This window comes from Micromonospora citrea (assembly GCF_900090315.1).
Classification (GTDB): Bacteria; Actinomycetota; Actinomycetes; order Mycobacteriales; family Micromonosporaceae; genus Micromonospora; species Micromonospora citrea.
Genome location: NZ_FMHZ01000002.1, coordinates 2715491 through 2728643 on the forward strand (window position 1 = coordinate 2715491; position 13153 = coordinate 2728643).

Sequence of the window (13153 nt, forward strand, 5' to 3'; positions counted from 1 at the left end):
GGGGACTATTCGGTTGCAGTATCCCCCGCGCCGGACGCCGGCCTGACCGCCTCGGCATCCCCGTGGATTGCCTCACCTTCACTTGCCCCGGCGGCCCGCGCCGACACACCCTCACCGGCCCTGCCCGCCCGCTCGGCGGCCTCGGCGGAGGCCGTGCCGGGCCGCTTGCGGGCCACCCACCCGTCGATGCTGCGCTGCGGCGCCCGGGTGACCCCGAGCGCGCCCGGCGGCACGTCCTGGCTGATCGCGCTGCCCGCCGCCACGTACGCCCCCGCGCCCACCTCGACCGGCGCGATCAGGCTGGTGTCGCAGCCGATGAAGGCCGCCTCGCCGACCGTCGTGCGGTGCTTGTTCACGCCGTCGTAGTTCACGAAGATCGTCGCCGCGCCGATGTTGGCCTTCGCGCCGATCGTCGCGTCCCCCACGTACGACAGGTGCGGCACCTTCGCGCCCGCGCCCACCTCGGAGTTCTTCACCTCGACGAACGTGCCGACCTTGGCCTTCTCCGCCAGCCGGGCGTCCGGCCGCAGGTACGCGTACGGCCCCACGGTGGCGCCCGGGCCGACCTCGGCGCCCACGGCGTGGCTGCGCAGCACGGTGGCGCCCGGGCCCACCACCGTGTCGACCAGCGTCACGTCCGGCCCGACGACCGCGCCGGTGCCCACCACCGTACCGCCGCGCAGCTGGGTGTTCTGGTCGACGACCGCGTCCCGGTCCAGGGCCACGGTCACGTCGATCCACGTGGTGTCCGGGTCGAGGAGGCTGACCCCGGTGCGCATCCACGCCTCGTTGACCCGGTCCCGCAGCAGGCGGCGCAGCGCGGCCAGCTCGACCCGGTCGTTGCAGCCCAGCGTCTCCACGTGGTCCGCCGCCACGTGCACCGCCACCGGCTCACCGGCCGAGACCAGCAGGCCGAAGACGTCGGTCAGGTATTCCTCACCCTGGTCGTTGTCGGTCGACAGCTTGCCGAGCGCGTCGCGCAGCCGGGTCACGTCGAACGCGTAGATGCCCGCGTTGATCTCCCGGATCGCGCGCTGCGCCGCGCTGGCGTCGCGCTCCTCGACGATCCGCTCCAGCCGCCCGCCGGCGTCCCGCACGATCCGGCCCAGGCCGGTCGGGTCGGGCACCTCGGCGGCGAGCACCGTGGCCGCCGCGTTCTCGCCCTCGTGCGCCTCGACGAGCGCGGCCACCGTCTCCGGCCGCAGCAACGGCACGTCGCCGTTGATCACGACCACGGTGCCGGTGGCGTCCGACGCGGCGTCCAGCGCGATCCGGACGGCGTGCCCGGTGCCGAGCTGCTCGGCCTGGAGCACCGGCGTGGCCTGGGGGGCGATCTCCGCCAGGTGCGCGCGGACCTGGTCGGCGCCGTGGCCGACCACGACCACCGTGCGGTCCGCGGCCAGTGGCGCGGCGGCGGCGAGCACGTGGCCGACGAGGGTACGGCCGAGCAGGGGGTGCAGCACCTTGGGCAGCGCCGACTTCATCCGCTTGCCCTCACCGGCGGCGAGCACGACAACGGTGCGGAGGTGGGACTGGGACACGACGCGGGCTCCCGTCGGGACGGCGGACAGTCTCGCGGCCATGCTAACCAGACGAAAGTCCGCGACGAGCGGAAGCTCCCGGGAGAGGACTCGAACCCCTACAATCAGGACCAAAACCTGACGTCCTGCCATTAGACGACCCGGGACGGTCTAAAACGGGCAAAAAAGCAACCCGCCGGCCCCTACACCTTAGCGCCCCGGGGCGGCGACGCCATCGTTCATTCCCTTCATGATCCCCTCGATCTTCCAGTAGAGGCGGCTCGATCGCAGGACGTAGACGGTGAGACAGCCCCGATAGTCGCCTCCGACGTTCTGTCGTCTGGTCTCCGGACGGTGGCGCTTCAGAGAGGAGCGCTGGAACTTCTCCGCCGGCACCCCGACCAGATCCGCCCACCACCGCACCGCCGCCTCCTCGTCGGCACTCTCGTGGATGCTGACCCGGAAGCGCAGCGCAGCCGGGGCAACCCCCAGCGCCTCGACGAACCGGAGGAACAACAGCACCAGCACCGGGTCGCTGTTGATGAACTTGACCCGGCAGTCGTTGGGCCGCCACGGCTTGGCCTTGCCGCCCTCGCACCAGTAGATCGCCGCGCCGACCAGGACGAGTTCCCGGTGGCGGAGCTGCTTGACCCAGGCCGCGACCTTCGCCACCGTCTCGGCCCGGGCCGCGTCGCGGACGGCGCGGTGCCGACCCCACTAGGCGTCGGTCATCACCTTGGAATGCGCCCTCCGGCGCGCCCTCGCCTCGTCGGAGTCGCTGTCGATCGGAAGGTGACACACCCACTGGTAGGCGGTGGACCGGGCCACCCCCACCCGCCTCGCGATCTCCGGCACGGTGCACCCGTCGCGGCGCAGACTCAGCGCCCGCTCGTACAGCTCCGGCAGTGGCCCACGGTAGCCGCCGGCAGGCTGCGCCGTTGGCGGACCGGTGGTTGATGGATCAGTCATGACCAGCACGTTAGTACGGGCGTACGACAGTTCAAGCATTCATTCCCGACGCTGTCCCGTGCGCGCAGCACGAAGCTAAGTTACGGTGACGTAGGCGTAACTTCGTGATCGATCGTCCCTCTGCGAGGTGCCATGTCCACCACCCTTCTCGAGCCCGCGTCGGGCCCCAAGCCGCTTACCCAGGGGAGCCAGTCCCGAGGCATCCTCGTCGCCCTCTGGGCGTTCGTGGTGATTCCCTTCCTCGCCCTCCTCGCCGCCGTACCGGTCGCCTGGGGCGGCTGGCTGGGCTGGACCGACGTGGCGGTCGCCGCCCTCTGGTACGTCGTCTCCGGGCTGGGCATCACCGTCGGCTACCACCGCTACTTCACCCACGGCTCGTTCAAGGCCAAGCGCTGGCTGCGGGTGGCGCTGGCGGTCTCGGGCTCGCTGGCGGTGCAGGGCGACATCATCCAGTGGGTGGCCGACCACCGGCGGCACCACGCCTTCTCCGACCTGGAGGGCGACCCGCACTCGCCGTGGCGGTTCGGGGAGAGCGTGCGCGGGCTGGCCAGGGGCCTCTTCCACGCGCACGTCGGCTGGCTCTTCGGCCGGGAGCTGTCCAACCGGGAGCGGTTCGCCCCGGACCTGCTCGCCGACCGCGACATCAACCGGGTGGACCGGCTCTTCCCGCTGCTGGTGGCCGTCTCGGTGCTGGGGCCCGCGCTGATGGGCGGCCTGCTGACCTGGTCGTGGCAGGGCGCGCTGACCGCGCTCTTCTGGGGCGGGCTGGTCCGCATCGCGCTGCTGCACCACGTGACCTGGTCGATCAACTCGGTGTGTCACGTGTACGGCGAGCGGCCGTTCGCGATGCGCCAGGGCGACCGGGCGTCGAACTTCTGGCCGCTGGCGATCCTGTCGTTCGGCGAGAGCTGGCACAACCTGCACCACGCCGATCCGACCTGTGCGCGGCACGGGGTACTGCGGGGCCAGGTGGACATCTCGGCCCGGGTGATCTGGCTGTTCGAGAAGGCCGGCGCGGCCTGGGACGTGCGCTGGCCCAAGCCCGAGCGCATCGCGGCGAAGCTCGTCAAGCCGGCCACGGGGACGTAAACCGGGCGGTGCCTGTCGGGGGCACCTGGCAGTATGGCCGGGTGACCGAGCAGAGCGGGGGCGACGGCGGGCGGCCCGCCGCCGCCGGAGCCGGCGAGGAGACGGTCGGGCGGCGCCTCGTCGCCATCCGACCGATCGCCGGTGAGGCGACGACGTGAGCCGGCACACCGACGGCACCATTCCACGACAGGGCGTCACCGAGCGCCGGCGGAGTGACGACATGGCGGATGTCCCTGGCAGCACCGGCAGCACCGGCCGGCGGCGGGCGGTCGCCGCCGGCAAGACCTCTTCGCGGGTACGCATGTCGGCGGCCCAGCGGCGCGAGCAGCTGATCTCGATCGCCCGGCAGATCTTCGCCGAGCGCGGTTTCGACGCCACCTCGATAGAGGAGGTGGCGGCCCGCGCGAAGGTCTCCAAGCCGGTGGTCTACGAGCACTTCGGCGGCAAGGAGGGGCTCTACGCGGTGGTGGTGGACCGGGAGGTCCGGGCCCTGCTGGACAGGATCACCACGGCGTTGACCGCCGGTCATCCGCGTGAGCTGCTGGAGCAGGCGGCGATGGCCCTGCTGACCTACATCGAGGAGGAGACCGACGGCTTCCGGGTGCTGGTGCGCGAGTCCCCGGTGCTGTCGGCGACGGGCAACTTCAGCAGCGTCATGAACGACGTTGCGCACCAGGTGGAGCACATCCTGGGCGCCGAGTTCTCCAGCCGGGGCTACGACCCGAAGCTGGCCGAGCTCTACTCGCAGGCGCTGGTGGGCATGGTGGCGTTGACCGGCCGGTGGTGGCTGGAGGTGCGCAAGCCGCGCAAGGAGACGGTCGGGGCGCACCTGGTCAACCTGGCGTGGAACGGGCTGTCGCACCTGGAGGCCAAGCCGGGCCTGATCACGGCGCGGGGCCGCTGACCGCCGCGAGGCCCGTGAGCCAAGCGGGGGCCGCTGATCGCCGCGAGGCCCGTGAGCCAAGCGGGGCCGCTGATCGCCGCGAGGCCCTGAGCGACGCGAGGCCCTGAGCGACGCGAGGCCCTGAGCGACGCGAGGCCCTGAGCGACGCGAGACCCCGGAGCGGCGCGGGCGGTCAGCGGTGCGCCTCGGAGACCGGGTGGTGGCGGCGCCGCCGCTCCTCCTCGGCGTGCTCGTCGGTGCCGACCTTGTCGTAGAGGCCGGTGCCGAGCAGGAGCAGCCCGAAGATCATCGACACGATGACCGTGGACATCGAGAAGTTGAGGAAGTTGGCCTCGGTCTGGAGCACGGCCATCATGAGGATGCTGGTCGCCAGGAAGACGACCCCGGCGGTCAGGTTCATGTGGTGGCCGAGGTTGCCGCGCCGTGAGGCGCCGACGATCAGCACGATCCCGAAGATCACCGAGGCCAACGAGAAGGCCAGGTTGGTGCGGAGCCCGAGGGCCCAGGCGTCGCCGCGGTCGAAGAGCGGGTCGCCCCACGTCAGGGCGACGCCCCAGACCCCGAAGACCAGGATGTAGAGGCCGACCAGCCCGGCGAGGACCCGGTAGATCGGCCGCGCCGGGTGGTTCACGGGAAAGTGCGGCATGACCCCTCCGCCCGTTTGGTGACGATCACCCGATTGTCACCCGCGCAGAGCCCGATGTCCGGCAAAACACCCGAAGGCAGCGCCGAGGGGAAGGCAGAACCACAAAGGTCCCACCCCCCGGGCCGCAGGGCCGGGTTGGAGCGGGACCACGACAGGTTTTCGCCGGAGCCCGACCCGCGGAGGGATCAAGCCTGACCGCCCGGAGCGGGTCGGGCTCCGGCGAAAACCCACACAACCACTCAGAGCACGAGCCGGGCCTTCTGCCAGGCCTCCTTCTCCTCGTCCGTGCCGACCTTGCCGTACATCCCGACCATCAGCAGCACCAGGCCGACCACCATCAGCACGATGACGGTGATGATGCTGAAGTTGAAGATGTTGGCCTCGGTCTGGATGAAGGCGAGGCCGGCGAGGCTGATCGCCATGATGGCGTACGCCAGCCACTGGTTGATCATGACGTCGATGTTGCGACCGATCACGGTGCCGGCGAGCACCGCGGCCCCGAGCAGGATGCTGAGCAGCGAGAACCCGAGGTTCGTGCCCTGCGCGAGGACCTTGGTGTCGTCCTGCGCGAGGATCTCGTTCCCGGCGCTCGCGATGATGCCGAGCACGCCGAAGGCCACCAGGTACAGACCGGTCAGCCCGCCGATCGCCCGGTATACCGGCCGCGCGGGGTGGTTGACGGGGGTGTGGGCCATGTCTGTGTCTCCAACGCCGTTCGGGTGAGGGGTCGCGGACGATTGTCCCGCACCTCGCGGTGTGACGCCGCACACGGGGTGCCTCCCGCGGGCGGCGTCACGACGAGGGACGCCTCAGATCGCCGGGATCTCGTCCGCCAGGGCCAGCCACGATTCCTCGGTCCGCTCCCGCTCGGCCCGCAGCTCCCTGAGCTGGGCGTCGAGTTCGGCGACCTTGGCGTAGTCCGTGGCGTGCGCGGCGAGCTGGTCGAGCAGGCCCGCCTCCTTCTGCTCCAGCTTGGCGACCTGCCGTTCCAGCCGGGCCAGTTCCTTGCGCGCCTGCCGCGCCTCGGCGGCCGACATGCCGGCCGGGGCGGGCGTGCCGGCGGCGGTCGGGGCCGCCGCGGTCGGGGCCGGTCCGGGCCGGCCGGCGGCGCGGGCGAGGTACTCGTCGACGCCGCCGGGCAGGTGCACGAGGCGCCCGTCGCCGAACATCCCGTACGCGACGTCGGTGACCCGCTCGATGAGGTAGCGGTCGTGGCTGGCGACGACGACGGTGCCGGGCCAGGAGTCGAGCAGGTCCTCCAGGGCGGCGAGGGTGTCGGTGTCGAGGTCGTTGGTGGGCTCGTCGAACAGCAGCACGTTCGGCTCGCCGGCGAGCAGCCGGAGCATCTGCAACCGCCGGCGCTCGCCTCCGGAGAGGTCGCTGACCGGGGTCCAGAGCCGCCGGTCGTCGAAGCCGAAGACCTCGGCGAGCTGGGCGGCGGAGACCTCCCGGTCGCCGAGCTGCACCCGGCGGGCGACCTCCTCGACCGCTTCGAGCACGCGCAGGTGGCCGGGCAGCTCGGCCAGTTCCTGGGAGAGGAAGGCCGGCCGGACGGTCGAGCCGGTGGCGAGGCGCCCGCCGTCGGGGCGGGTCACGCCGGCGAGCATCCGCAGCAGGGTGGTCTTGCCGGCCCCGTTGCGGCCCAGGATGGCGATCCGGTCGCCGGGGCCGACCTGCCAGGTGACGTCGTGCAGGATCTCCTTCGGGCCGGCGTGCAGGGTGACGTTCTCCAGGTCGTACACCTGCTTGCCGAGCCGGGCGGTGGCGAGCCGTTGCAGCGACATGGTGTCGCGCGGCGGCGGGACGTCGGCGATGAGCGCGTTGGCCGCCTCGATGCGGAACCGCGGCTTGGAGGTGCGGGCGGGCGGGCCGCGGCGCAGCCAGGCGATCTCCTTGCGGAGCAGGTTCTGCCGGCGGGCCTCGGTGGCCGCGGCGACCCGCTCGCGCTCGGCGCGGGCGAGGGTCCACGCGGCGAAGCCGCCCTCGTACGCCCGGACGGTCTGGTCGGCGACCTCCCAGGTGGTGGTGCAGACGGCGTCGAGGAACCACCGGTCGTGGGTGACCACGACGAGCGCGCCCTTGCGTCCGACGAGGTGCTTCGCCAGCCAGTCGACGCCGCCGACGTCGAGGTGGTTGGTGGGCTCGTCGAGGATGAGCAGGTCGGACTCGCGGACCAGCAGCGCCGCCAGGGCGACCCGGCGTCGCTCGCCGCCGGACATCGGGCCGACGGGCTGGTCGAGGCCGAGGTGGGGCATGCCGAGGCCGTCGAGGATGGCGCGCACGCCGGCGTCGCCCGCCCACTCGTGCTCGGCGCCCATGCTCTCGCCGAGCCAGGCGGTGCCGAGCACCACGTCGCGGACGGTGGCGTCGGGGGCGAGCGTCAGGCTCTGCGGCAGCCAGGCGACCCGCAGGTCGCGGCGGTGGGTGACCCGCCCGTCGTCCGGTTCCTCCTGCTTGGTGAGCAGCCGCAGGAGGGTGGACTTGCCGGCGCCGTTGAGGCCGACGACGCCGATCCGGTCGGCGTCGTCGAGGCCGAGCGAGACGTCGGTGAGCAGCGCGCCGGCGGCGCCGTAGCCCTTGGACACCCGGTCCAGGTTGACGATGTTGGCCACGACCTCACCTCCCATGATCAAGGCGTCCCCGTGCCGGTCGGCACCTGGGACGCCTGAGCCTCCCAGGGTACGCGGACGTCGGGGCCCGCCCCGGCCGGCGTCGGGCCCGCGCGGGTCGACCGGCGGGGCGGCCGGCTTGTTCCAGGTCAGGCGGTCGCCGGAGCGCCGGCGGTCAGACGATGCGGGCGCCGGCGACCGGGCCGTGGGCGGTGCGCGCCTGGCGGCACACCCCGGCGGACTCCAGTTCGGCGGCGATCCGCTCGGCGTCGGCGGCGTCCGTCGCGAGGAAGACGCAGGTCGGCCCCGACCCGGAGACGATGCCGGCGAGCGCGCCGGCCGCCTCGCCGGCCTTCAGCGTCGCCGCCAGCGACGGGCGCATGGCCAGGGCGGCGTCCTGGAGGTCGTTGCCGAGGGTCGCCGCGAGCACCCGGGGGTCCCGCTGGCGCAGCGCGGCGAGCAGCGCGTCGGTGCTGCCCAGCGGCTCGCCGGCGGTGCCGGCGTCGCGGAGCCGGTCCAGCTCGCGGTAGGCGGCGGGGGTGGAGAGGCCGCCGTCGGCGACGGCCACCACCCAGTGCCAGGAGGTGGGTCGGGCCAGCACGGGGCTGACCGCCTCGCCGCGGCCGGTGCCGAGGGCGGTGCCGCCGTGGATCAGGAACGGCACGTCGGAGCCCAGGTCGGCGGCGATCCCGGCCAGCTCGTCGCGGGACAGTCCGGTGCCCCAGAGCGCGTCGCAGGCGACCAGGGCGGCGGCGGCGTCGGCGCTGCCCCCGGCCAGCCCGCCCGCGAGCGGGATCTGCTTGCGCAGGTGCAGCCGGGCGTGCGGGGCCACCCCGGCGTACCCGGCGAGGGCGTGGGCCGCCCGGATGGCCAGGTTGGAGTCGTCCAGGGCCAGTTCGCCGGCGCCCTCGCCCTCCATGGTGAGGGTGAGCGTGTCGCCGCGGCGGGCGGTCAGCTCGTCGTAGACGGAGATGGCGTGGTAGACGGTGTTCAGCTCGTGGTAGCCGTCGTGGCGCAGCGGGCCCACCCCGAGATGCAGGTTGATCTTGGCGGGCACCCGGACCCGCACCGGCCCGCTGGCGCCGCGCCGCCGCTGCTCGTCCTCGTCGTCCGGTCCCCAGGCCTCGGTCACCGGGCGATGTCCCGCGGGTGGAGGCGGATGTCGAACGGCTTGGTCACGATCAGCTCCTCGGCGGCGTCGGCGGCGGGCCCGTGCCGGCCGTCGACCAGGTCGTACGCGTGCACGTGCGGTGGCCCTCGGCGGGCCCGGCGTCAGCCTACTGTGCCGCGGACGGAGCGGACGGAGCCGACGCGGCGATGGCGGCGAACTGCTCGACGGTGAGTGACTCGCCGCGCGCGCCGGGGTCGACGCCGGCGGCGGCGAGCGCGGCGGCTGCCCGGTCCGCGCCGCCGGCCCAGCCGGCCAGCGCGGCGCGCAGGGTCTTGCGGCGCTGCGCGAACGCCGCGTCCACCACGGCGAAGACCCGTTCCCGGGGTACGTCGTCGCGGGGCGGCTCGCGGCGGGCGAAGGCGACCAGTCCGGAGTCGACGTTCGGCACCGGCCAGAACACGTTCGGCGGGACCTTGCCGGCGGCGCGGGCGCGGGCGTACCAGGCGAGCTTGACCGAGGGGACGCCGTAGACCTTGGAGCCGGGACCGGCGACGAGCCGGTCGGCGACCTCCTTCTGCACCATCACCAGGCCGTGTCGCAGGTCGGGCAGCTCGGCGAGCAGGTGCAGCACCACCGGCACCGCCACGTTGTAGGGCAGGTTCGCCACCAGGGCGGTCGGCGCGGGGTCGGCCAGGTCGGCGGCCCGCACCCGCAGCGCGTCGGCGTGGTGCACGGTGAGCCGGGCGGCGTCGGGGCCGGCGTGCCGGGCGGCCGTCTCGGGCAGCGCGCCGGCCAGCGTCGGGTCGATCTCCACGGCGTGCACGTGCGCGGCGACGGGGAGCAGGGCCAGGGTGAGCGAGCCGAGGCCCGGCCCGACCTCCAGCGCCACGTCGTCGGGGGTCAGCCCGGCGGCGGTGACGATGCGCCGCACCGTGTTCGGGTCGTGCACGAAGTTCTGGCCGAGCCTCTTGGTGGGGGCGACGCCCAGCCGGGCGGCAAGTTCCCGGATCTCCGCCGGGCCGAGGAGACCGGTCACGCCCCGTAGCCTATGCGGGCCGCCACCGGGGCGCGCGTGCCAGGGGTCCTCCCGGTCACCACGGGCCGAAGACGCGGTCGCCGGTGGCGGAGATGGCGGCGCACAGCTCGTCCAGGTCCGCGCCGGTCGTCGCGGCCAGGGACCGGACGGTCAGCGGGATCAGGTACGACGCGTTGGGCCGGCCCCGGTGCGGCATCGGGGTGAGGTAGGGCGCGTCGGTCTCCACGAGGATCTGGTCGATCGGGGTGACGGCGGCGGCCTCGCGCAGGGCGGTGGCGCTGCCGAAGGTGACCGTGCCGGCGAAGCTGAGCAGGTACCCCCGGCGGACGCACTCGCGGGCGAAGTCGGCGTCGCCGGAGAAGCAGTGCAGCACCACGGTGTCGGGGGCGCCCTCGTCGTCGAGGATCCGCAGCACGTCGGCGTGGGCGTCCCGGTCGTGGATGACCAGCGCCTTGCCGTACCGCTTGGCGATGGCGACGTGGGCGCGGAAGCTCTCCTCCTGGACGGCGCGCCCCTCCTCGCCGGTGCGGAAGAAGTCCATGCCGGTCTCGCCGACGCCGCGTACCCGGTCGCGGGCGGCGAGCGCCTCGATCTCGCGCAGCGCCTCGTCGAGGTCGGCCAGGCGGGGCGCCTCGTTCGGGTGCAGCGCCACGGTGGCCAGCACCGCCGGGTGGGTGTCGGCGACGTCCGCGCCCCACCGGGACGACGCCACGTCCACGCCGACCTGCACCAGCCGGTCGACGCCCACGGAGGCGGCGACGGCGACGGCCGCGGCGACCGGGTCCTCGGCGGGGCCGCCGCCGGGCACGCCGGCCTCGCTGACGGTGATGTCGAGGTGGGTGTGGCTGTCCAGCACGGGGCGGGGCAGCGGCTCGGGCGCGGGCGGGAACTCGCCGGCCCGGCGGGCGGCGCGCTGCTTGCGGGTTTCGGTGGGCTCGCTCATCGCTGGCCAGCATCACACACCGCCGCCGCCCGCCGTCGCGGGGACGCCACCGGCTGTTCACCGGGGTGGCACATGTCGCGCCTAGCGTCCCCGGGGTGACCGTCACCCCTCAGACCAGCGGACACGGTCCGCACGTGACGTACGGGGGCGCCGTGTACCCGGCGGAGGAGATCGCGCGGGGCGCGGCGTACGAGTTGTCCAGCGCGACCGGGACGCCCGGCTTCGAGTGGACCCGGCCCGGCACCGCCCGGCCGTGGCGCCGGTTCGTGCACGCCACCGAGGTCACCGACGTCCGTCCGGTGGCGGAGCCGACCGAGGAGCAGGAGGCGCCGCTGCTGGCCCCGCTGCACCGGGAGCGGGGCTGGGCGTACGTGCAGCAGCTCAGCCAGCAGCCGGCGGCGGCCGACGACCCGACGCTGGCGGCGGTGCGGGCCTCGGCGGTGATCCGGCGGGGCACCCGGATGGTGAAGGTGCTCTCCGCCCGGCAGCTCGCTGGCCACGTGCGGGGTTGGCTGCCGCACGGCTTCTGCTTCCGCGAGCACGACGTGGCGCACCTGCGTACGCCGGCGGCGACGACGGTGCTGCGCACCGACGGCACGGACGGCGGCCGGGAGGGCGCGGACGTGACGTACGCGCTGCGCTGGCGGGCCGCCGACCCGGGCGACTACGACCTGCCGGTCGGGAACGCGCACCGGGGGTTGACGGCGCTGGCGCCCCGGGACCGGTTGGGCGCGCCGGTGCTCGGCACCGGGTTCGTGCCCAGCAGCGCCCAACTCGTCCCGGAGTTCGTCACCCGGGACTTCGCCGACCTGCCGATGCCGGCGAACGCCACCCTGCTCGCCTATCCCGCCGACGGCGTGGAGGTGGTGCTCTACAGCTACCAGGCCGAGCAGCGCGGCTGGCTGCGGATGGTCGGCCCGCAGTGGCGGCACCTGCTGGCGGCGGTGCCGGGGCTCTCCCCCGACCAGGAGTACGTGCCGACCGGCGAGGCGCCCCGCTCGACCCGGCTGGTCGGCGGTCACGCCGGCGGCGAGTACGAGGCGGTGGCCGACCTGCCCGGCGGGTTCCGGGTGCTGGCGATGACCCGCGCCGCCCGGTATCCGGTGGAGTGGGCGGCCCGTCGGCTGCGGCTGGCCGACTGGCGGGGCGTGCCCTGCCTGGCGCTGCGGGAGGAGACCGGTTGGCTGCGCCTGCGCCTGCGCCGGCCCGATCCGGACGCGGTGGCGGAGACCGGGGCGCAGTGCCAGGAGCGGGGCGTCTACGAGGCGTGGGCGCCGGCCGCCGAGGTCACCGACGACCGGATCGTCGACCTGCCGTACGCGCTCTGACCTCTGCGGCGGTCCCGTCGGCATAACCGGGGGCGGGGCGGGAACGCGCACTCGTCCGACCGTCACGTGACCAGGAGACGCGCATGCCCTTCATCACCGTGGGGACGGAGAACTCCGCCCCCGTCGACCTGTACTACGAGGATCACGGCTCCGGTCAGCCGATCGTGCTGATCCACGGTTTCCCGTTCAACGGGGCGACGTGGGAGAAGCAGGTCGGTCCGCTGCTGGCGGCCGGCTACCGCACGATCACGTACGACCGGCGGGGTTTCGGCAACTCGGCCCAGCCGGCGTTCGGGTACGACTACGACACGTTCGCCGCCGACCTGGACGTGCTGATGAGCGAGCTGGGCCTGCGCGACGCGATCCTGGTCGGCCACTCGATGGGCACCGGCGAGGTGACCCGCTACCTGGGCGTGTACGGCTCGCAGCGGGTGGAACGGGCGGTGCTGCTGGCCCCGCTCGCGCCGTTCCTGCTGAAGACGTCGGACAACCCGGAGGGGGTCGAGAAGAGCCTCTTCCAGGGCTTCCAGCAGGCCATCCTCGACGACCGCTTCGCCTATCTCACCACCTTCTGCGAGGCGTTCTTCAACTACCAGGAGAACCGGGGCAGGCTGGTCAGCGAGGAGGCGTTCCGGGCGCACTGGGAGATCGGCGCGCGGGCGTCGGCGAAGGGCACGCACGACTGCGTGGACGCCTGGCAGACCGACTTTCGAGGCGACGTGTCGCGGATCGACGTGCCGGTGCTGATCATGCAGGGCGACGCCGACGCGGTGCTGCCGTACGCGAAGACCGGGCAACGGCTGCAACCGATGCTGCCCGGCAGCCAGCTGGTCACCCTCAGGGGTGCGCCGCACGGCATCCCGTGGACGAACGCGGCCGAGGTGAACCGCGGCATCCTGGACTTCATCGGGGCCCCGGCGATGGCCCGGGCCTGACCGCCGGTTCGGCCGACCCGGGCTGCGGTCGTCGCCGCCCGGGCCCGTACGACGACGGGCGCG

The 13153-nt window shown here is 73.8% G+C and carries 13 protein-coding genes and 1 tRNA gene; 4 read left to right on the forward strand and 10 right to left on the reverse strand.

All coding sequences use genetic code 11. The annotated features are described in order from the left end of the window. Positions 1-5 precede the first annotated feature (5 nt). The 4 genes from glmU to GA0070606_RS12320 form a co-directional block, all read right to left on the reverse strand. Positions 6-1541, reverse strand: coding sequence for a bifunctional UDP-N-acetylglucosamine diphosphorylase/glucosamine-1-phosphate N-acetyltransferase GlmU (gene glmU, locus GA0070606_RS12305; protein WP_425413041.1), 1536 nt, complete (start codon positions 1539-1541; stop codon positions 6-8). Positions 1542-1616: 75 nt separating this feature from the next. Beyond that, a tRNA-Gln gene (locus GA0070606_RS12310) sits at positions 1617-1687 on the reverse strand. Positions 1688-1730: 43 nt separating this feature from the next. Further along, a complete protein-coding gene (locus GA0070606_RS12315) occupies positions 1731-2192 on the reverse strand; it encodes a hypothetical protein (RefSeq protein WP_091098197.1) in 462 nt (153 codons plus the stop codon). Between the two features lie 45 nt (positions 2193-2237). Then, positions 2238-2489, reverse strand: a complete 252-nt coding sequence (locus GA0070606_RS12320; RefSeq protein ID WP_176737305.1) for a helix-turn-helix domain-containing protein — start codon at positions 2487-2489, stop codon at positions 2238-2240. A gap of 132 nt (positions 2490-2621) precedes the next feature. On the opposite strand from GA0070606_RS12320, the gene GA0070606_RS12325 reads away from it, so the two are divergent. Beyond that, positions 2622-3578 carry an acyl-CoA desaturase gene (locus tag GA0070606_RS12325; RefSeq protein ID WP_091098206.1) on the forward strand — a complete coding sequence of 319 codons (957 nt, stop codon included), beginning with the start codon at positions 2622-2624 and terminating at the stop codon, positions 3576-3578. Between the two features lie 220 nt (positions 3579-3798). After that, positions 3799-4482 carry a TetR/AcrR family transcriptional regulator gene (locus GA0070606_RS12330; RefSeq protein WP_091107641.1) on the forward strand — a complete coding sequence of 228 codons (684 nt, stop codon included), beginning with the start codon at positions 3799-3801 and terminating at the stop codon, positions 4480-4482. A gap of 172 nt (positions 4483-4654) precedes the next feature. On the opposite strand, the gene GA0070606_RS12335 is transcribed toward GA0070606_RS12330, so the two are convergent. The 6 genes from GA0070606_RS12335 to GA0070606_RS12360 all read right to left on the reverse strand — a co-directional run bounded on the left by GA0070606_RS12335 (position 4655) and on the right by GA0070606_RS12360 (position 10827). Beyond that, positions 4655-5128, reverse strand: a complete 474-nt coding sequence (locus GA0070606_RS12335) for a DUF4383 domain-containing protein (RefSeq protein WP_091098210.1) — start codon at positions 5126-5128, stop codon at positions 4655-4657. 239 nt (positions 5129-5367) lie between these two features. Further along, complete coding sequence (locus GA0070606_RS12340) at positions 5368-5823, reverse strand: DUF4383 domain-containing protein (protein WP_091098214.1); 456 nt, start codon at positions 5821-5823, stop codon at positions 5368-5370. Positions 5824-5937: 114 nt separating this feature from the next. Then, positions 5938-7740 carry an ABC-F family ATP-binding cassette domain-containing protein gene (locus GA0070606_RS12345; RefSeq protein WP_091107643.1) on the reverse strand — a complete coding sequence of 601 codons (1803 nt, stop codon included), beginning with the start codon at positions 7738-7740 and terminating at the stop codon, positions 5938-5940. A gap of 172 nt (positions 7741-7912) precedes the next feature. Beyond that, the gene (locus GA0070606_RS12350; protein WP_091098216.1) at positions 7913-8869 is read right to left on the reverse strand and encodes a 4-(cytidine 5'-diphospho)-2-C-methyl-D-erythritol kinase; all 957 of its coding nucleotides are present in this window, start codon (positions 8867-8869) and stop codon (positions 7913-7915) included. Between the two features lie 145 nt (positions 8870-9014). After that, complete coding sequence (gene rsmA, locus GA0070606_RS12355) at positions 9015-9884, reverse strand: 16S rRNA (adenine(1518)-N(6)/adenine(1519)-N(6))-dimethyltransferase RsmA (protein WP_091098219.1); 870 nt, start codon at positions 9882-9884, stop codon at positions 9015-9017. 55 nt (positions 9885-9939) lie between these two features. After that, on the reverse strand, positions 9940-10827 hold the full coding sequence (locus tag GA0070606_RS12360) for a TatD family hydrolase (RefSeq protein ID WP_091098222.1): 888 nt from the start codon (positions 10825-10827) through the stop codon (positions 9940-9942). A 95-nt stretch (positions 10828-10922) separates the two neighbouring features. Between GA0070606_RS12360 and GA0070606_RS12365 the strand changes: the two genes are divergently transcribed. Both GA0070606_RS12365 and GA0070606_RS12370 read left to right on the forward strand, forming a co-directional pair. Continuing rightward, complete coding sequence (locus tag GA0070606_RS12365) at positions 10923-12155, forward strand: hypothetical protein (RefSeq protein ID WP_091098227.1); 1233 nt, start codon at positions 10923-10925, stop codon at positions 12153-12155. A gap of 83 nt (positions 12156-12238) precedes the next feature. Further along, positions 12239-13090, forward strand: coding sequence for an alpha/beta fold hydrolase (locus GA0070606_RS12370; protein WP_091098231.1), 852 nt, complete (start codon positions 12239-12241; stop codon positions 13088-13090). The last annotated feature ends 63 nt before the right edge of the window (positions 13091-13153 follow it).

Excerpts from the sequence above, each read along its gene's own strand:
- GA0070606_RS12370 (WP_091098231.1), top strand. The coding sequence starts at position 12,239 with ATGCCCTTCATCACCGTGGGGACGGAGAACTCCGCCCCCGTCGACCTG.
- GA0070606_RS12330 (WP_091107641.1), top strand. The coding sequence starts at position 3,799 with ATGGCGGATGTCCCTGGCAGCACCGGCAGCACCGGCCGGCGGCGGGCG.
- GA0070606_RS12335 (WP_091098210.1), bottom strand. The coding sequence starts at position 5,128 with ATGCCGCACTTTCCCGTGAACCACCCGGCGCGGCCGATCTACCGGGTC.
- GA0070606_RS12340 (WP_091098214.1), bottom strand. The coding sequence starts at position 5,823 with ATGGCCCACACCCCCGTCAACCACCCCGCGCGGCCGGTATACCGGGCG.
- GA0070606_RS12325 (WP_091098206.1), top strand. The coding sequence starts at position 2,622 with ATGTCCACCACCCTTCTCGAGCCCGCGTCGGGCCCCAAGCCGCTTACC.
- GA0070606_RS12320 (WP_176737305.1), bottom strand. The coding sequence starts at position 2,489 with ATGACTGATCCATCAACCACCGGTCCGCCAACGGCGCAGCCTGCCGGC.
- GA0070606_RS12360 (WP_091098222.1), bottom strand. The coding sequence starts at position 10,827 with ATGAGCGAGCCCACCGAAACCCGCAAGCAGCGCGCCGCCCGCCGGGCC.